This is a genomic window from Ensifer aridi (assembly GCF_002078505.1).
Classification (GTDB): Bacteria; Pseudomonadota; Alphaproteobacteria; order Rhizobiales; family Rhizobiaceae; genus Sinorhizobium; species Sinorhizobium aridi.
Genome location: NZ_LUAV01000021.1, coordinates 56,719 through 76,116 on the forward strand (window position 1 = coordinate 56,719; position 19,398 = coordinate 76,116).

Below are 19,398 nucleotides of genomic sequence, written 5' to 3' on the forward strand. Positions count from 1 at the left end.
ATAGAAGTTGGAGGTCAAGGAAGTGTCCTCGCTCGCTGCCAAAATCCAGGATGCCTTTGACGAACCCGCCTGCGAAAAAAATCGCAGGAAGGACGTCAGTACCCGCAAAAAGGGCTGTTCGAAACCTCCGACGCCAGGTGCGGCAGCCGGCGGCTGCGCTTTCGATGGTGCCAAGGTCGTGCTGCAGCCGATCACCGACGTCGCACATCTGGTTCACGCACCACTCGCCTGCGAAGGCAATTCCTGGGACAACCGAGGTACGGCGTCGTCCGGTCCCATGCTGTGGCGCACCAGCTTCACCACAGATCTCACCGAGCTCGACATCATGATGGGGCAGAGCGAGCGGAGGCTTTTCCACGCCCTCCGCCAGATCAAGGAAGCGTACGCGCCGCCGGCGATCTTTGTCTATGCGACTTGCGTGACCGCGCTCATCGGCGACGACATCCAGGCCGTCTGCAAGCGCGCGGCGGAAAAATTCGGCTTACCGGTGGTGCCGATCAATGCGCCGGGCTTCGTCGGTTCAAAGAACCTCGGCAACAAGCTCGCCGGCGAGGCTTTGCTGGATCATGTCATCGGCACCGTGGAGCCTGATGACGCCGGCCCTTACGACATCAATATCCTTGGAGAGTTCAACCTGTCTGGCGAGTTCTGGTTGGTAAAGCCACTCTTGGACAGGCTTGGTATCCGTGTTCGCGCCTGCATTCCGGGCGACGCCCGCTACCGGGATGTTGCCTCCTCACACCGCGCACGGGCAGCCATGTTGGTGTGCTCGACGGCACTCATCAATCTTGCCCGCAAAATGGAGGAGCGCTGGCAAATCCCCTTTTTCGAAGGGTCCTTCTACGGCATCACCGCCACCTCGGAAGCACTCCGGCGCATTGCTGAGCTGCTCGTAAAGAAAGGTGCCAACACAGAGATCCTCGACCGCACCGATAAACTCATCGCAGAGGAGGAGGCTATTGCGTGGAAAAGGCTTGAAGCATACCGCCCGCGGCTCAAAGGCAAGCGGGTGCTCATCAACAGCGGCGGCGTGAAGTCCTGGTCGCTTGTTCATGCTCTGATGGAGATCGGCATGGAGGTCGTTGGCACCTCAGTCAAGAAATCGACAGTCGAAGACAAGGAGCGCATCAAGCAGGTGCTGAAGGAAGAGCACCATATGTTCGAGTCGATAGCGCCTCGAGAGCTGTACGCCATGCTCTCAGAACACAAGGCCGACATCATGCTGTCGGGCGGGCGCACCCAGTTCATCGCGTTGAAGGCCAAGACACCTTGGCTTGATATCAACCAGGAGCGCCACCATCCCTATGCCGGCTATGATGGCATGGTGGAACTCGTGCGCCAGATCGATCTCGCCATTCACAACCCTGTCTGGTCCGACGTGCGAGAGCCGGCACCATGGGAAGACGATCCTGCTGTGGAGGAGCAACTGTCCAGCCCGCACACGCACACCGAGACTGTGAGTGTCGCGCCCTTAAAAACTCGCCGGCTCGACGCCGGCGACTTCGCCGAATGTTGAGGAAAGCCAATGGTGCACATCCATCCCCAAACAAAATCAGCGGCGGTCAATCCGCTCAAGTCGTCCCAGCCGCTGGGTGCCGCGTTAGCCTTTCTCGGGGTGGATGGTGCGATACCGCTATTCCACGGCAGCCAAGGCTGCACCAGCTTCGCGCTGGTGCTGTGCGTACGCCACTTCAAGGAAACGGTCCCTCTGCAGACTACGGCGATGGACGAATTGGCAACAGTCATGGGGGGGGAAGGCCACCTGGAAGAGGCGATCCTCAACTTGAAGAAACGCGCGAACCCGAAGCTGATCGGCATCTGCACGACAGCACTCGCGGAAACCCGTTCTGAAGATTTCGAAAGGCAAATCGCCAACATCAAAATGATGCGCGCGGAGGAACTTGCAGGCACGGAGATCGTACTGGCAAACACGCCGGATTTCGATGGCGCCCTGGAGGAGGGCTGGGCCAAGGCTGTCACCGCGATGATCCAACGCATTACACGGCGGGGCCAGCAGGCGCGTCCCTCGAGAAAGGCAACAATCATCGAGAGGATTACAAAGCCTGGCGAGCAACCGCACAAGCGGAAGAAGGTCGCAATTCTCCCCGGCTGGCATCTCACGGTCGCTGATATCGAGCACTTGCGCGAGATGGTGGAAAGTTTCGGGCTCAAGCCGGTGATCCTTCCGGACGTTTCCGGCTCGCTCGACGGCACGGTACCCGATCGCTGGATGCCTACCACCTATGGCGGCACCAGTGTTGAGGACATCCATGAGTTGGGAACGGCAGTGCAGTGCGTCGGAGTCGGCGAGCATATGCGGCGCCCTGCGGAACTACTGCAGAAGTTAACGGGTGTGCCTTACGCCGTATTCCAGTCGCTAACCGGATTGAAGAACGTCGACCGGTTCGTCTCGCTTCTTTCCGAGATCTCCGGCGTGGTGGCACCGCCGAAAATCCACCGTTGCCGCGCACAGCTGCAGGACGCACTGCTCGACGGACATTTCCATTTCGCCGGCAAGAAGATTGCGATCGCCGCCGAGCCGGACCAGTTGTACCAGCTCGCCACCTTCTTCATTGGGCTTGGCGCCGAGATCATTTCGGCCGTTACCACTACCGGTGCGTCAAAAATTCTCGAGAAAGTGCCGGCCGAGTCGATCCAGATCGGCGATCTTGGCGATTTCGAAGATCTAGCCAGTGACGCTGACCTTGTCGTTACCCATTCGCACGGGCGCCAGGTGGCGGAGCGCCTCGGCATTCCTCTCCTGCGCGTCGGCTTCCCGGTATTTGACCGTCTCGGCAGTCAGCACAAGCTCACAGTTCTCTATCAGGGCACGCGCGACCTGATCTTCGAGGCGGCAAATGTCTTCCAGGCCAACCAGCGCATGCCGTCGCCTGAAATACTCGACGGATTGCGGAAGCGGAGAAATGCCGGATGACTTCCCTTCGTCGCCTCTCACTCGTCACTGACGAGATTCACCCCCGGCGTCCCGGCGCATTGCGCATAGCTATCGCGACGCAGGACATGAAAGCGCTTAACGCCCATTTCGGATCGGCCAAGCACTTTGCAGTCTACGATGTGACTCCCGACGGCTGGGATTTCGTGGAAGCGGTGAGCTTCGATGACGTCTCGAGCGAGACCGGGAAGCATCGGATCGAGGGCGATGACCGCATCACCCCGAAGGTGAACGCGTTGAGAGGCTGTCACCTCCTCTTTTGTCGGGCTATCGGCGGACCTTCCGCAGCCAAGGTCATATCGGCGAAAATTCATCCGATAAAAGTGGGGCAAGCTGAACCCATTCAAGACGTACTTTCGCGGACCCAGCAAATGCTTAGGACAACTCCTCCGCCGTGGTTGCGAAAGGTGTTGGCGCAAGCAGGCGTCGCCGAGAAAAAGCCGTTCGAGGACGAGGACTGAACCATGAAAAAAATGTCGATCACCGCGGGCACGCCTGCTGTCAGCGAGGACGAGGCGGCCCTTGCGACCCCCTTTGTCAGATGCCTTGCGCGGCTGATCCGCGCTCAGGATACCTATGGGGCGCAGGACGGCGTATCGGACGCGCAGCTGTTGGCCCACTTCATCGTCACCGAGCAGCAGCGTCGTGAAATCCCGATCATCGGCGATCCCGATCCGGAGGTGATGTTGAGGCTCAATATCTTTTACACCGCCGTCGGGCTTACAATCGAAGCGCGCACCGGATTGGTAGCGTCGCCGACTATGATGATCAGCCATGAGGGCTTTGGACGAGTGCTTCTCACGACGGGGCGGCTGGTCGTATTTTCAAAAACAGTGCGCGACGTCCACCGATTCGGCTTCGCGACGCTTCGGAAGCTCGCCGAGGCCGGTGCAAAGCTAGTGGACGATGCGATCGCCGCGATCGAAGCCTATCCCGAAGTGGCGCGGGCCTGACGATCGATCCGGCAATGATGAATCGCCGGCCCTCTCTGCGCTTGAGGGTCGACGTGGGCAGCGGGGCTGATCTCTCCATCCACTCCCCGGTCCCGCTGCCGTCATGCCCGAAACCTGAGGCGGACATGCCTCGGTAAGATGCTGCGATGCGCCACCGATGGTTAGCAGATCGCCCCGGATAAGCTGGATAACAACCATGAGGGCTGGAGGCGAACGGCACCGGTTTCTACGGATGCGATCATGTCAATGGTTTGTGGACGCCCGCTGGGGATGCACTAATGCACGCGCGAGAGACGGCAGCGACGCAGCTCACAATCGCCGCCTCCAGATGCGCACTTGCCATTCCGGACTAGGCTGTGCCCGAACAGGGAGAGGCCGAACGTGTGCTGATTGAATTGCTGCAATCGACCTCTATGGCCAGCGCGATCTCGATCCGCCGCGAGTGAGTTGGTGAGCGCCACATTTCGGTCGTATGTACGCTACGGCAGGCGCCTGTCGCCGCCGTGGCTGGCCTTGTCGAGAAAGACCGCAGGTGGCAACGCTGTGTGCTCCAGCACCACTCGCAAGCTTGACATGGCTTCGTCTTCGGCCAAAGAACTCGCTGATGCATGTCGCCCAAAGGCGGGCCTGGCGTGCCCCTCCGGTAATGGCCGCCTTGCGGAGTTAGGCTGAGGGCTGCAAGTCCTAGTGCAAACACTAGACCGTGTGTTCGTCTCGTGAAGGTGGCTCGCCCCCGGAATAAGCTGCGCGCGGGGCTTCCTCTGGATCGGGCCCGGAGCCGGGCCCCGAGCTTAGCGAGGGCGAACCATCAAGGATGATACGGCAATTTTCATCGAGGAAGCAGGATCTCGCCTGCCCATCTGTTTATTGCGCCACCACCACCGGCTCGCGGCACCGCATGCATGATCCCGTGTCGCGCCGCGTCGATCCCTCGAAGCTGCGAGTGAAACGCACTGAGACATCCGAAATGTGGATGGGTCCGATCAAATCAATCGATTACTCCAATGGTCTGATAAGGGGTAAAGGAGATGGTGTTGAGGTGTTAACCCACAAGGAGTATCAGCAGTGCTAATCCAAGGTGGTCCACATGACAACAGCCTTCTCGGCAGCAATGGTGACGATCTGCTCATCGAGCCCTCCGGCAATGACTGGATTGACGGTGCTCGCGGAAACGACTCCATCTCGGCCGGCGAAGGCAATGACCGAGTCTTTGGTGGCGAAGGCAATGACCATGTCTTCGGCGACGCGGGCAACGACTATCTTTACGGAGACAATGGCCGCGACAGACCGCGCGTGGGCGGTCAGGACAATGACAAGCTCTACGGCGGTCCCGGCGACGATGTCCTCTTTGCCAGTGACGGCAGGGATCAGCTGACCGGCGGCGACGGCCAAGACACCTTTGTGTTTCAATTCCACGACCCGGTCCCCGGGTTTGACCCATCGTACGGTCCGAACCCGGACAACACCACCATCGTGGATTTCGACCCGACGCAGGATACTTTCGCCTTCGATGCGGCGGGCTATTACACCGACGGTACCGGCGCGAACTTCGTCAGCCACGCTAGTTCGCGAACTGGCGTGGACACGTTCTACAGCGGCCCGGCCTCAGGTGCGAACGGCGAGCACGTGGTGGTGATCACCGAATCTTACCTCAATGGCTCCGATGTCGCGCGAGATATCTCCGGTGAGCACGCGGGCGACATTATGGTGTACTATAATCCGGGGACCCAATCGGCGCATCTGGCGTATGTCACCTCCGAAAACCATGCGGAAGATTTCGCTCATATCGGCGGTATCCATAGCCAGGCCGAACTTGCCGCGCTCGGCCTGAGCGCGTGGGACTTCACCTTCGTTTGATCCGCAAAAACACGTACTGAACTGCGCTCCGCCGCCCCGGCGGGGCGCTATTGAGGGACCAAAGCGATCCCGCGCGAACTTCTTCTCGTTGCTCAGCGCCAAAGCTCCGGACCAGCACTGCAGTTCAGAGTATCAGCGATTTGCCTGTTTATGTTGCCATCGTACGCATTTGCTTCCTTTAGAGCTGAAGCGACGTACTTCGAAGAAAGCGCGACAGTAAGATTCACAAAGAACAGGGAGAAAACATCCACGAGAATCCCGGCAAGAGGGTGCACATAGGTAAAACAAGCGCTGTCCCAATCAGGGCGATGATCATAGGACCGAGGTTCAATACTAACGTGCTGACGAAAGTATCCGTGGCCCACACTGCGCGTGAGAGCTGCCGGATGAGCGACGCCCGCATTGCTGCGGTCGTGCCAATGGGGTGACAATCTCTGAATGCGTTGAAAAGTGCGAGATGAGAGGTCTCGCATGTCAGTGACGAAAAGATCGTTCGTCTTCGAAAACGACGCATGCCGAAGCACAAGAGCGAAAAGTGCAAACCCGGCAAGCATGGCCACAATAAGCAGCGTATCGTTTAGGCGACCTTCGTTGGGCCGAGTACTTACGGCTTGGCAACGACATTGCCCTGGCTCCTGCGCATGTTGGTGGCAAATTCTCCTTTCGGCAGCTCCCGGCCTCACAGTCACGCCGGTCGACAGCGATCGCTAAGGCTCCGGGCCATTAACGAAGACCATTAGAATTTGCCTTAACAGACAGCCGCAAGGGCTCGCAGAAATTGACCTTTTTCACTCTGGCGATGCAAGGGACTCGAAATGAAAGGGGCCGCGTACGCCGGCAGAGAAACGCTCAGCCGCATTGAGGGCTATCTCCAACCTTTCGCGAGGCGGAGCATCTGAGGATGCGAAGAGCGCACCCAGTGCTATCTGGCTCCCGCATCCACAGGCGTCGAAACCATCGACCGGCTCCGCGACCTGGTAGTCCCCGCGGATCTGGAAGAGGCGTCCCGCGTAGCCGACGAGGAAGGTGCCGCCACGTTCGACTTCGTAGTAGCGCTGTGCGCAGCCACCAGCCTTCAGGCACTGGCGGAGCGCATCGATGAACTCTGTCACCATAAAAGCGTAGACATCCTTTTCCGGATGCCTCTTTGGTGGCTTGAAGGAGTGCGCCAACAGTTGGCCCACTCTAAATGAAGTCGTAAATCCGAAGATGAAGTCTTGGTTACGGAAGACTTTGCGATCGGCACGGACCGTAAGTGAGAGGCCGTCCACACCAGCGCTATCGCCCCCGATGTGCACTGACCCGTTGCTGATTAGTCCGACAATGCACGTCATTCCTTGCTGCTCCTTATCTGGGCTCCATCCGAATCTGTAGATGTCGGTTGTCGGGCGAGCAGCCTGACTGAGGCCCTGCCGCTTGCCTGCCCAGGATCACCAGCAAGCATTGTACCAGCCTCGGATATGAAGGGTCGCCCGACCATCTCCTTGGCCGTCTTCCAGCTGCCAGGCACATTTGCCCGGCGCGCCGACAATTCCACTCGAGACTACCCTATTCGATACGGCAGGACGCGGCGCTGTCGGCTGTGTCGAGTTGGCAACATGGCGGTGTTCGACCACCTGCTGCTGCTTAAATGCCGGAATAAGACTGGAAACTGGTCTCCCGAGGCCTTCTCGGGCAGGTGGCATGTGAACATGCCTCGTGCCAGATGGCACGGAGGTGGCAATTGGAACGCCTGACTGAGTTTGGGCCGCTGGGATACGATCCTTCGCGCTCCACTGATAGGCGTCAGCGCCTCTAGCTCGGCAGCCGCCGCGAGAGCAATGTGTAGGGAATCAAACAGTCGCTTCGACACCTTTGTCGGGCAAGCGACACAGGCTTGTTGACCAGCCCTTTTGCCCCTGACTAAATGACTGAGAGTAGGTAACAAATTTCCTTTTTAGCTCGAGCAGCCAACTGGCACGAGTCTTGAAGGCATTCCACTGAGGCGGCGAAAGCTGCCGATCGGTAGGGTGCCAATGAAGGAAAGTACTATGGCAGATATCTGTCAGATCGCATTCTGCTGGTAGGAGGGCATCGGCGCATGCACCAACAGCCAACATACGCTCCTCGCCGTCGTCGGCCTCGGATCGAAGGTCCATATCTTCGGGATCAACGCGAGAGCCGAGCCCCGCCGCCTGATCCTGAACCCAAAGGCGCAGGACCGCGCGGCAGCGCTGGACAATCCCGATTATCGGCGATTCCGATCCGGACGTGCTGCGGAAGCTCAATACCTGCTACACCGCTGTCGCGCTGGCAATCAAAGCGCGCGCCGGTTGGTGGCTTCGCCTATGGCCCACGAGGGATCCGGGCTGCGCGCTTCTCACGACCGGACCTGATCGAATTCATGAAAGTACTGCGCGAGTCCACCGGTTGGGCTTCCATAAGCCTCGGAAGCTCGCCGGAAGCCGGTGCGAAAATGGTCGAGAATGCGATCACCGCCATCCGTGCGTATCCCGAATTGGCGCGAGTGACGGTCGACGTAGCCTATGACGAACCGCCGGCCCTCCCGTCCCTGGGGGCCGACGTCAGGCAGCGGGGCCACTCCTCCCCCATGCCCCCACCGGTCCCGCTGCCGCGACCGTTCCAAAGCGCGAGGCTCGAAAAATACCTCGGCAAGTTATTGCAATTAGCCACCGATGATCAGCAACCGCCTACGATAAGCTGGACAACAAGATTGGGGCAGGCGGACGAGACCGGTTTCGACGGATGATGTCATGTCAGATCTTCGAAAACATTCCAGGCTTTTTGCGAGCGACCGGTGCGCAGAGAGCGCCTGCGTTGGAGAACTAACGATGACAAGTCATTTCTTTACCCGCGACGGCTCCACATGGATGCCGGAATATTTGACGGCTATCGATGGCATGACCTGCATTGGTTGCGGCCGCTGCTTCAAGGTCTGCTCGCGCAAGGTCATGCACTTGCACGGCATCGACGAATCCGGTGAAATCCTCGGTGTCTGCGATGAAGAGGACGACGACTTCGATGGCGAACTCAGTCGTATGATCATGGTCGTCGACCAGCCCGGACGGTGCATCGGCTGCGGAGCATGCGCCCGCGTTTGCCCGAAAAACTGCCAGACCCACGTCGCGGCTGACAAGATTGTTGCTTGAGCTGACGGACCAACCGGGAGAACGGCGTTGCCCTTCAGAATCTTTTCTCGAGTCCTGCGATTGGTCCTGTGCGCCAACGCTCTAATGGTCTACTTCGTCTCGCATTCGATGCGCAGAGTAATCATTACAACATTCGGTACTTCGCTGTTTCTTCAAGTTGCCTACTTCGGAAGCGTACTTTTTCTGGTTTGGCGGGCTAAGTGCAATCGGAGAGCCGTCGAAAGGCCCGGGCAAAGAAGGTGTGACTCTGACCATTCCTGATGCGCATGGCTGGGAACGCATTTTGCATGGTGGGGGGCGGTTATCTCGCACTAGCATTGGACGGCACCCGAAGGACACATGGATAGGCGAGCAAAGGTACCTTAAGAATGAGGACTGAACGATGGCGACACTATCGGATCCCACGGTTACTCCGGTTCTGGGCGACAACAAGGCCATTGCCACTCCTTTCATCAAATGCCTGGTGCGGTTGATTCGCGCTCAGGATTCCTACGGATCATGGAAGGAAAAGTGCGACACTGACCTGCTCGCCTACTTTACCGTCCCCGAGGAAAAGCGCTGTACCATTCCAATCATAGGCGATCCTGATCCGGGCGTTCTGTGGAGGCTCGATGTCTTTTACCGGGCCGTCGGTATCGCAATCGAAGAGCGCTCCGGCTTGCTGGTATTGAGAACCATGGAAATCAATCATGGCGGCTTCGGCCGCGTGCTTTTTACGACCAGACGGCTCGTCGTTCTGTCGAAAACGCTGCGTGACATTCACCGTTTTGGCTTCAGTACTCTTCGCAAACTCGCTAAGACGGGCGCGAAGCTGGTCAACGATGCGGCCCGTGTCATCGAAGCTTATCCGGACGTGGCACGGGCATAAATGGAGCCTATGTTCACGGCAGAGCATGAAACCCTCAAGAATGCGGTTCGAAGCTGCAGTCGCACGCTGGAACCGCAAAGATGGAATCGCACGAAATCTGCCTTTCCCGACCGGCCAGAGCGAGATCATAGCATCGGCCGAGAAAAACGTTTCCGGTCAGTTAGGCCGGTCGACCTGCCCATTCAGCAGAAAAACCAGGAGAAGCGCAGTGCCGTTCAGGAATTTTCCTCACATCTTTTGCTTGCTCCTGTGCACCAATGCTCTTGCCATCTGTGTGGTCTCACATCCTGTTCGCAGCTTGTTTGTGGTGACGCTCGCTCATTCGCTGCTTCTGCAAATAGCTTATATCGGAAGCGTCTTCTTTCTGGTCTGTTTATCTGCGCTCGCAGAGATGTCCAAAGCACTAAGCATTTTCGGTCTCTTTAACGACGCGCCATCCCGACGTCGGCAACAGTTAATCGCAAATTACTACGGGAACTGGAATGCTTGATTTGACTGCAAAGAGAAAGGCAGGGCCTAGCGGATTGGCACCCCCCAAGCCGGCCCGCATGGGCCAAAGTCGACGGAGAACGCCGCGTCGGAGCGCCTGCATCAGCGAGCAACTTATCGGACTCTAATGAATGCCAGCGACCAACGGTCATAGAGACTGCGGCGTTATTCCACTTGGCCTGGGGGAGGGGCTTGCTCAATCTGATTGACATGCTGTGTCGTAATGATCTCGACTTGGACGTTTTTATCGGTGAAGCCGGTTCCAATGGTGTGCGCCATGAGTATTGGACTGGAGGAGGAGTTCCGGATCGCTACTACGAGCCTGTTCCGCGGACCAGGCATTCCCGAGATCGAACATCACGTCGATTGACGCTGGCGCGCGCCGAGCTACGCCAGGTCCCGGGTCGGATTGAAAAGTGAGGCGCAGGCCTACCTCGACCTAGTGAAGGGACGACGTCGACATTCCGCCGCTTAGTGGCTGCCTGCATTAAACGCAATGGAAGTGAAACTCGCCAGCGGCGGTGACCTAGCACCAGCGTACTGTGCAATCGTTCAAGTCTGAATCAATCGAAGAACCCATTTAGTGTGATAGCGGGCGAAGAGTGTCCTTCCGTAGCGTAATTCACTTTACAGCGCGCAGCCCCATGGCACGATCGATAAAAAATGCACCCTCGAATGCGTTTGGACTCAGGGCGTCCCGACGGGCTTATTCGAAGCAGCTATACGGGCAGCTTCCTGTAGCAGGATTTCCCGCATCCAGATGCTTGCCTGATCCCTGTCGTGGAGGGCGGGCCACTGGACAGCCATGGTGAATGCTGGAACTGGCAGCGGAAGCTCGACAATCCGTAAGGGCATTGTCTTTGCGAAATGGCGGGCGAGCCGCAAGGGTATGGTCGCTATTCGGTTGGTGCCCGATAGCAGCGGCGGGATCAAGCTAAAAGCTGGCGCGACGACCTCGATGCGTTTCTCGATAACGTGCCTGAGCAATAACGATTCTTCGATGGAGGGCGCCAGCGCGCTCCCGAACTTGGCTACAACATGCCCCATCGACATGTATCTTTCGAAGGAAAGTTCCTGCGAGAGTTGCTGGTTCGTGGGGCATCCCACGCAGACGAGTGTCTCGTCGAAGAGTGTCGCTTGGGGATACACGTTCGACATAAACAGTTCCGGGACGATCAGGAAATCGATTTCACCACGTCGGAGTAATTCATCGGGATCATCATCGGGAGACAGCAATTCGAAGCCAACGGCGGGAGCCTCCCGCGCTACACGCTCTACAACCTTCTCGAAGAAGACATGCGTCATGAAATCGGACAGAATGATCCTAAAACGGCGCTGCGATATGGTCGGGTTGAAATTGTCAAAGGAAATGATGGAAAGCTGAATATGCGAGAGTGCGTCGCGGACTGCAGGGGCAAGCGCTTCCGCACGCGGTGTTGGGATAAGTTTGCGGCCCCGCATTGTAAACAGCTCATCGCCGAAATAGGCGCGTAGCCGGGCGAGGGCGGAACTCATGGCCGGTTGACTGAGCGTGATGCTGCGTGCCGCTTCGGTGACGCTTCGTTTAGTCGTCAGAGCATCGAACGCAACAAGGAGATTGAGATCAAGGCCCTTATAACGCATGCTTCGATGTATCCGCAGTACGGATGTTTGACATCCAAATAGTAAACTCCATTGCCGAATCGGCATCGTCGGCTGGGGTTCTCGGGGCCCGCCACGGATCTCCATGCAACGACAAAAGAGAGCAGGCGATGGGTCGCTTGCCCTGCCTCAGGTAGTCAAGATGACGTACAACGATAGACATCACTGCGCGACTGAGCTGTTCTCTACACTGCGAAATGCCGAGGCGCGCAGACCTTGACAGCGGGTCGGATTCCCCGCGCTCCGGGGAGCATCGACCGCAACGTGACCGCGCCACTTTGCGTGCAGCCGACTGTTGTCGACCATTTCACCGCTCAAACTGCGATGAGGGCACAACGCACTAAGCATCCACGCTTCGCCGGCAGAGCGTGCTGGCGCCGCCGCCACCTTCGCGTCGGCAGTGTGCTGCCTGGGTCGGATCATCTTGGTTGGACGTGCCGCAGACATCAATGGCATCTCTCCGATAGTTGACTGGGAACTAATACTGCCCGCCGCCCTTTCCTCGCCATGCAAACTGAGTATCCCATCATGCGCTTCGGATATCGTTGAGGCACTCGTTCCGAGGAAGTGCAACGAAACGGCGCCCGCTCTGTGGTCACCAAAGCCGAATTGCGAACTCCCACGAGCCGGATGGCGGCCATGTAGGTTTCTCAACATCAGAGGTGAGGCGCTTTTTGCGCGCTGCTCACCTGCCGTTGAGCAAACGAGCAGATTTGATCACTAGAGCATTAATACGCGTACTATCCATGGCCTGAATGCTAGCCATGCGAAAAGTCAATTTTCCCACTCTTGGGGAATTCGATAGAGAAGGACTGGTGATACGCAGGCGTAAGTGGAAGTTCAGACACGCCAGCTCCAGGAGGAACGGTTGTGATGAACGCCCGCGTAATGGCGGGGCCGCGCTGGCGCCCTTGAACACTCATAGTGGCCAAAGCGCGTCCATCCAACTCGCAATTCGTGATTCTACACGAGACAAAGGAAGTTCTTTCATCCCTCTCAGAGGGCCCGAGGATTTGGCCCTAGAACATCAGTCTCCGAGGAGAATAAATCATGGATCAACCTGCTTGGAAGGGATCACTTGCGATCATCGGTGAAGATGATGCCGCGCAGCAACGGCAGATGCCGAACCTGGCATCAATCGACCTAAACCTGCTGGTGGAGCTCGAAGCGCTACTGCAGTACCGCAACGTCACGCATGCGGCCCAACATGTCGGCCGAAGTCAACCGGCAATGAGCCGAGCGTTGTCAAGGCTGCGTGGCATGTTCGGTGACGATCTTTTGGTTCGCGGCTCGAGCGGCTTGGTTCGGACGCCGCAGGCCGAACGCTTGGCCAAAATGCTGCCCTCGGTGTTGACGGCGATCCGCGACATGCTAACCCGCAGCTTTGCCCGGAGCGACACGCGCTGGAAGGCAACAATCGCGATGCCCGATCATCAAGCGCTGATAGTGCTGCCGCGTCTTTTGCCGCGTCTGCACGAGTGCGCGCCTCATCTAGACATTGTTACCGATCCGCTCTTGGAGGGTGCACTGCGCCGACTTGAGCAAGGTGACATCGATTTGGCTGTCGGGCAGATCGGTACGGCACCTCCCGGCTTCTTGCGGCGAAAGCTCTACGCCGACCGCTTTGCTTGCCTGCTTCGCCATGACCACCCAGCTCTGGAGCAAGAATGGAGTATCGGGACCTTTGCTGCGTTGCGCCACGCCTCCATCGTCTCCGACTCCAATGACCGATTTGGTCAGGTCTATGACGGGCTGATCAAGCTGGGACTATCGGATCGCCATCCAATAGTGGTCTCCAATTTGCTGACAGCGGCTGTGGTGATCGCGGCAACCGACTTAGTGCTAGTCGTACCGCATCGCGTTGCAAGCCGGATCGCCGCCATGCTGCCGCTCACGGTTATCGATCCCCCCGTGGAGCTGGCGCCCTACGACGTTGCATTGATCTGGCACGAGCGTTCACATCGCGACCTGGAACATCGTTGGCTCCGCCACGAAATAGCTGCGGCAGCAAGGGCCCGGCCGGAGCGGCCGAACACGAAATCAAACGCGGCCGAGACTGAGTGAGGAGGGCGTGCCTCGGCCGCGGGCGCACCCGTTGCTAGTGGTTAGGATCTGAGTGCCCGAGACGTCTCTGCCTGGACGTAGGGCTGAGCCATTCATTGACGGGATCGCACCTTTAATCCAGCCGAGCGCTCGTCCACACTTCGCCCGCTTCGCTCGCGGTGTGGTCGGATTCTGTGCTCTCTCGCGGTTAACCCATCCTCTCTTGTAGAACAGGAACGGCCGCGAGTGGCGAGGTCGCGACCCCCGTGTCGAGTGGAATGGTCAGCGAGAATGTCTTCTTCTGCCACACGGTCATTCCAATAAGCGATGATCCGCACATCCGCCTGCCGCCGTAGTGCTGATCATCCCGGCTCATGCCGGAGAGCACGGCGACCAATGTCGGCTGCTACACCATTTCACGGGACACGATCGCTCACTTGAGAAAGAACTTACTTCCCACGAACTCCTCCATTCCTCTCCAGCACATTCTCATCGATGAAGACCATCAGGCGGGGTGATCTGGCTGGACATCCAACCAGGCCTGACGTTCCTCAGGATATCCGGTAGGCTCTGGTCTCATCCGCCCGGCTCTCCCTAGCGCCTTAGCTCTGGCGTCACCACACTCGGGTGTTGGCCAGCGGCTCACGCTGACTGCACTGACACCGAAGCATGCCGCTTCGCGACATCTCGCTGCCGCAGCTACCGCCGTGAGGACGAGCTCCCCAAAATCAATCGATAAAGCTATTCGACATGCCTGCCCGCCTCCATCGCAGATGCGGCAATCCAATCAGACCGCCGAACCCACGGGCGACGTACATTGTGAGTGCATCCGTCATATGGATGCCTTCCATCAAAACAAACCGTTTCGCTGATTACGCCGGCTGAGGCTATGAAAGAAAGGCCCGGGTGGCATCGGGAGACCATAGCACAAGGAGAGCACCATCCGTGATAGAGATGGCCTTCAACAAAACTTCGACTTTTGAACCACGTCCCGTTAACGATGGTTTGACACTGCGGGATCCCAGCCCATTGACCGGCATCGCGCCTCCGCCTCCTGCGTCTCCTACGACCGTTTTCGGTACGTCAGGCGACAACTTTCTCGTGGGCACCACGAAAAATGAAAGGATTTACGGCTTAGGCGGCTTCGATACCATTCGTGGCCGCGAAGGCCATGATCAAGTTTACGGTGGCAAAGGCAACGATAAAATTTTTGGCGGAGTCGGGAACGATTACCTTTCTGGATACCAAGAGATCGATCAGGTGTCCAACACGGGCCAGGGTCCGATCCGTTTGGCCGGTGACGACGACCTCCTCGATGGAGGTGACGGCACCGACATCCTCGTCGCCGGCGACGGCAAGGATAGACTGATCGGCGGCAGAGATGACGATATGTTCCAGTTCCAATGGCATGACCCGAAGTCCAAAGGGGACAGGGGGCCGGGCCAAGCCACTGTCGTGGATTTCGACCCGGCAGAAGATGCTGTCGCCTTCATTACAGGGATGCACCAGGGAGGCAACTTTATCGCTCACAACAAGCCCGGCGCCACAGTCGTAGATACCTTCTATAGCGGCCCGGCAGCGGGTGCTAAAGGCGAGCACGTTATGGTGATCACCGACCATGGTTTCGATTCTGGCCTTCACGCTGCGACTGCGATCTCGGGCGAGGCAACCGGCGATATTATTGCCTATTACAATAGCGAGACGGACAGCGCCAAGCTGGCCTACGTCACGGCTGAGAACAGCTTAAGCGAGTTCGCGGAAGTGTCCAGCTTTCACAGCGCAGCCGATCTGGCCCAGCTGAGCGCCTCGGACTTCATCTACATCTAATTTGGCAAGCTGATCCTGAACCGCGCCGCTGCGACAAGAAAGCGGTTTGAGCCATAGCAACGAAAGACGCTAAGGTGAATCGCCGCGACGGGCAGGGGCCGTAAAACTAGGTTCGATTGGAGAGAACATGCTAGAAAAATTTGAGCGCTACCCGCTCACCTTTGGACCGACGCCTATTGAAAAGCTTGATCGCCTCGGTAAACACCTTGGAGATAAAGTCGAGATCTACGCCAAGCGCGAGGACTGCAACTCAGGTCTTGCATTTGGTGGAAACAAGCTCCGCAAGCTCGAATATATCATTCCGGAGGCGATCGCCTCCAAGGCAGACACCCTCGTTTCTATCGGCGGCGTACAGTCCAACCACACGCGGATGGTTGCCGCCGTCGCCGCTAAGATCGGCATGAAATGCCTCCTGGTGCAGGAGAGCTGGGTGCCGCATGAGGACGCCGTCTATGATCGGGTCGGCAACATTTTGTTGAGCCGCCTCATGGGCGCAGAGGTGCGCCTTGTCGACGGGGGCTTTGACATTGGTATCCGACACAGTTGGGAACAGGCGCTAGCGGACGTTAAATCAAGAGGTGGCACGCCTTATGCAATCCCTGCTGGGGCTTCCGTTCACAATTATGGCGGCCTCGGCTACGTAGGGTTCGCGGAGGAGGTGCGCGCTCAGGAGAAGCAACTTGGGTTTGCCTTCGACTACGTTGTATTATGCACCGTCACCGGGTCGACCCATGCCGGCATGCTCGTCGGATTCGCCAAAGACGGCCGACAGCGCAACGTCATTGGTATCGATGCCTCGGCTACTCCCGCCCAAACCAAGGCGCAAGTACTAAGCATTGCCCGGCATACAGCAAATCTGGTCGACCTAGGAATGGAAATCGTTGAGGACGATGTGGTCTTGCTCGAGGAGTATGCACACCCGTGTTATGGCATTCCGTCCGAGGAAACGAAGGAGGCTATTCGCCTGTGTGCACGGCTTGAGGGCATCATTACTGATCCGGTCTACGAGGGTAAATCGATGCAGGGAATGGTCGATCTCATCAAGAAGGGCTTCTTCCCAGAAGGATCGCGGGTTCTCTACGCACATCTCGGTGGTGCGCCAGCTATCAATGGCTACAGCTATACGTTTCGCGAAGGCTGACGCCGCGTTGGGACGTGATCGCCGCGGCGTTCGATACGATTATCAAAGAACAGGAACATCCGCCGCGGCAATCGGCGCCAATGCCAAAAAGCTTCATGAGAACGAAGAAGGTCGAGGGAGCCTATCCGATAGCCTTCGAAACCTTCGAAGAGATCACGGAGCACCTTCCCCACTTCCTTTAGGAGGCCTACACAAATGACGGCTTCATTCAAGCGCTCGGCTACCTGAGCCTTAACAGTTCGTGGCTCACGTCCAGCAGACTGGCAAATCGGCAGCCTGATCATCCTCCCCAGGCTTCAAAGACCGGGGCATTCATCGGGACGGCAAATCCAATCCTTACTGACATATGCGTCTTTATCACTCCCTTCGCCGGTGAACCGACATCAAGATGTTTGGATGAGGCCGCAGCGTGACCTTCATCACGCGCCGCGGCGGGGTGTCGGTACAGTTATTCAACTTGAAGGACTGAAGCAGGACAGCAAGCACGGCAACGGCTTCCATAAGAGCGAAGGCGTTGCCAATGCAAACGCGTGGCCCCGCACCAAAGGGCATATAGGCATATCGGTGGCGGGTGCGGGCGTTTTCCGGCTCGAACCGCGTAGGATCGAAGCTTTCTGCATCCCTCCACAGGTCAGGTTTACGGTGCACTGCATAGATGGGGATGAAAAAGACCGTACCCTCGGGGATCAGGTACCGGTCAAGCCGAAAATCTTCGATTGCCGTCCGCGTGATGATCGGCGCTGGCGGAAAGAGGCGCATGGCCTCCGAAAACACCTGCTTCGTATAAACGAGGTGCGCCAGATGTTCGGGGAGGACCGCCCCGCCTCCAGTAACGTGCGTAATCTCCCTCACGACCTTCGCCTCATCTTTCGGATGCTGGGCGAGAAGGTGAAGTGTCCAAGCCAGGCCGAGAGCTGTCGTCTCATGGCCCGCAGTGATGAAGGTCATCAGGTTATCAACGATCTCCTCGTCGCTCATTGTACGGCCGGATTCCGGGTCAGACGCCATCAACATCATGGAGACGAGGTCATGCCTTTCATTCGGTTGCTGTCGGCGCTTCGCGATCACCGCCGCTAGGCTCGCCCGGAGAAAAGCGACGGCAGAGCGTGCTTTCGTGCGGCCTGGATACGGCAGCCACTCGGGTGCGCCAATCATCCCAAAAGCGAATGTCCAACCACTCGGTTCAAGAAAGTCCGTTACGCTCCGCTCGACGCGAGCGACATCGATGCCGTGCCCGCCCGACATCATCGTATCGACAATGATGCCGAAGGTCGTGAGCATCATCTCATGGCCCACGTCCAGAACTTCGCCGCGCCGCCGAAGCCAGCGGGCCTTGGTTTCTTCAGCGGCGGCGATCATCGCGGGCTGGAGTTCAAGAAGCCTTTCGTGCCGGAAAGCGGCGGCCACCGACTGTCGCTGCCATTTCCAGTGCGCACCGTCGCCAGTTAGCAAACCTCGGCCTAACGCAGGCCCCAGCGTGCGCCTAATATGCTCGCCCTTGCTAAGGCGGTCCGCATTCTCCACAAGCGTCTCGTGGATAAGGACCGGGTCGGTCAGATACACCTGCAGATTGCCCAACCGCCCGGTAAAGACAATGGGCTCCTTGAACACGGCCGGAGGCAGTGCGTCCAGCGGATTCTTGATCATGGCCAGGAATGCCTTGGCGGTCGAGTGCTTCGTCACCGGAAACGGTGGTGCCCGATCAATGCTCGCATCCATCAAGAAGCTCCTTAGGTGACACCATCTCCTGCATTCGTCGCAGGGCGCTGCAGTCGTCTCCAGGTCGTCCGTTTCAGTTGAGATCGTTTATGTCTTTGAGCGTCTCACCAGGCGTCCTGCACGATGATGAGCGTAACGGCGACAGGCGCCATCACTTCGCGACAATGGATTCACGGGAATGTGTTGCGGGCATGATCTCAGCAACTGCGATAAGGAGTTGACACGACAACGATTTCGGATCCATACGCACGCGTCTTTGATCCAGATCATTTGAACAGAAAAAAGGCACCTCTCAGGGAAGTCTCGCGCTGCGTCACGTGGGATCGGCGACGACTAAATGCTTGCCAGGACTCGGGCCTCAAGACGCATAGACGCGCTTGTCGTCGACCTCCACCATGAACAGTCAGCAAAACCCGCAGACTCAGCTTTGAAGCAGAAAAAACAGCGTGCGGTGCCACTCGCCTCAGGAGGCATAGTACGGTTCCCAAGCGGGTAGTGGTCATGCTCAACTAGTCCCGAGGCCGCGACGGTCAAAACTCCCACCGCCAGGGTGACTTCTGGCCGTTCTAAAGGAAGCGCAGCCATGGCGGCTACAATCCAGAAAGCTGAATCGAGAGTCTAGGTGCCGAGCCCGTCGCTGCTAGGCCCACTTTTGGCAACCAGGTGTGGAACAGCTCAAACTGGCTGCCATTGTCCGACCCACGACAATGTCGGGATGCTTACATGGCCGGTTCGATCGATAAGCCTGTATTTAAACC

The 19,398-nt window shown here is 58.0% G+C and carries 16 protein-coding genes and 1 pseudogene; 14 read left to right on the forward strand and 3 right to left on the reverse strand.

What is annotated here, in order from left to right; translation table 11 throughout:
• Positions 1-22 precede the first annotated feature (22 nt).
• The 5 genes from nifE (at position 23) to AYK65_RS18660 (ending at position 5,763) form a co-directional block, all read left to right on the forward strand.
• The gene (gene nifE, locus AYK65_RS18640; RefSeq protein WP_081159546.1) at positions 23-1,516 is read left to right on the forward strand and encodes a nitrogenase iron-molybdenum cofactor biosynthesis protein NifE; all 1,494 of its coding nucleotides are present in this window, start codon (positions 23-25) and stop codon (positions 1,514-1,516) included.
• Between the two features lie 9 nt (positions 1,517-1,525).
• Positions 1,526-2,935 (forward strand): nitrogenase iron-molybdenum cofactor biosynthesis protein NifN, encoded by a 1,410-nt coding sequence (nifN, locus tag AYK65_RS18645; protein WP_081159427.1) that lies wholly within the window; start codon positions 1,526-1,528, stop codon positions 2,933-2,935.
• Positions 2,932-3,414, forward strand: coding sequence for a nitrogen fixation protein NifX (gene nifX, locus AYK65_RS18650; RefSeq protein ID WP_081159428.1), 483 nt, complete (start codon positions 2,932-2,934; stop codon positions 3,412-3,414). The genes nifN and nifX overlap by 4 nt, the downstream gene beginning before the upstream one ends.
• 3 nt (positions 3,415-3,417) lie before the next feature.
• Entirely contained in the window at positions 3,418-3,906 is a 489-nt protein-coding gene (locus AYK65_RS18655) for a NifX-associated nitrogen fixation protein (protein ID WP_139793235.1), read from the forward strand.
• A gap of 1,065 nt (positions 3,907-4,971) precedes the next feature.
• A complete protein-coding gene (locus tag AYK65_RS18660; RefSeq protein WP_081159432.1) occupies positions 4,972-5,763 on the forward strand; it encodes a calcium-binding protein in 792 nt (263 codons plus the stop codon).
• Between the two features lie 788 nt (positions 5,764-6,551).
• Here AYK65_RS18660 and AYK65_RS18665 read toward each other — a convergent pair.
• Positions 6,552-7,097, reverse strand: a complete 546-nt coding sequence (locus AYK65_RS18665; protein ID WP_081159433.1) for a hypothetical protein — start codon at positions 7,095-7,097, stop codon at positions 6,552-6,554.
• Between the two features lie 916 nt (positions 7,098-8,013).
• On the opposite strand from AYK65_RS18665, the pseudogene AYK65_RS33885 reads away from it, so the two are divergent.
• From AYK65_RS33885 to AYK65_RS31860, 6 genes and pseudogenes are all read left to right on the forward strand, one after another.
• Positions 8,014-8,142, forward strand: a pseudogene (locus AYK65_RS33885) (hypothetical protein); the annotation flags it as partial.
• A 4-nt stretch (positions 8,143-8,146) separates the two neighbouring features.
• Positions 8,147-8,512, forward strand: a complete 366-nt coding sequence (locus AYK65_RS33070; RefSeq protein WP_244560017.1) for a hypothetical protein — start codon at positions 8,147-8,149, stop codon at positions 8,510-8,512.
• Positions 8,513-8,594: 82 nt separating this feature from the next.
• Complete coding sequence (fdxB, locus tag AYK65_RS18675) at positions 8,595-8,912, forward strand: ferredoxin III, nif-specific (RefSeq protein ID WP_081159436.1); 318 nt, start codon at positions 8,595-8,597, stop codon at positions 8,910-8,912.
• 84 nt (positions 8,913-8,996) lie between these two features.
• The gene (locus AYK65_RS18680; RefSeq protein WP_275531673.1) at positions 8,997-9,173 is read left to right on the forward strand and encodes an exopolysaccharide production repressor protein; all 177 of its coding nucleotides are present in this window, start codon (positions 8,997-8,999) and stop codon (positions 9,171-9,173) included.
• A 121-nt stretch (positions 9,174-9,294) separates the two neighbouring features.
• A complete protein-coding gene (locus AYK65_RS18685; protein ID WP_081159439.1) occupies positions 9,295-9,780 on the forward strand; it encodes a NifX-associated nitrogen fixation protein in 486 nt (161 codons plus the stop codon).
• Between the two features lie 40 nt (positions 9,781-9,820).
• Positions 9,821-10,270: an exopolysaccharide production repressor protein gene (locus tag AYK65_RS31860; RefSeq protein ID WP_172402020.1), complete on the forward strand. Its 450-nt coding sequence runs from the start codon at positions 9,821-9,823 to the stop codon at positions 10,268-10,270.
• Positions 10,271-10,956: 686 nt separating this feature from the next.
• Here AYK65_RS31860 and AYK65_RS18695 read toward each other — a convergent pair.
• Entirely contained in the window at positions 10,957-11,892 is a 936-nt protein-coding gene (locus AYK65_RS18695) for a LysR family transcriptional regulator (RefSeq protein ID WP_081159442.1), read from the reverse strand.
• 1,068 nt (positions 11,893-12,960) lie between these two features.
• Here AYK65_RS18695 and AYK65_RS18700 point away from each other — a divergent pair.
• The 3 genes from AYK65_RS18700 to AYK65_RS18715 all read left to right on the forward strand — a co-directional run bounded on the left by AYK65_RS18700 (position 12,961) and on the right by AYK65_RS18715 (position 16,921).
• Complete coding sequence (locus tag AYK65_RS18700) at positions 12,961-13,974, forward strand: LysR family transcriptional regulator (protein ID WP_081159444.1); 1,014 nt, start codon at positions 12,961-12,963, stop codon at positions 13,972-13,974.
• A gap of 933 nt (positions 13,975-14,907) precedes the next feature.
• Positions 14,908-15,780 carry a calcium-binding protein gene (locus tag AYK65_RS18710; RefSeq protein WP_081159448.1) on the forward strand — a complete coding sequence of 291 codons (873 nt, stop codon included), beginning with the start codon at positions 14,908-14,910 and terminating at the stop codon, positions 15,778-15,780.
• 127 nt (positions 15,781-15,907) lie between these two features.
• The gene (locus AYK65_RS18715) at positions 15,908-16,921 is read left to right on the forward strand and encodes a 1-aminocyclopropane-1-carboxylate deaminase (protein WP_028002389.1); all 1,014 of its coding nucleotides are present in this window, start codon (positions 15,908-15,910) and stop codon (positions 16,919-16,921) included.
• 357 nt (positions 16,922-17,278) lie between these two features.
• Here the strand turns inward: AYK65_RS18715 and AYK65_RS18720 are convergent, their stop codons facing one another.
• Complete coding sequence (locus AYK65_RS18720) at positions 17,279-18,640, reverse strand: cytochrome P450 (RefSeq protein WP_081159450.1); 1,362 nt, start codon at positions 18,638-18,640, stop codon at positions 17,279-17,281.
• Positions 18,641-19,398 lie beyond the last annotated feature (758 nt).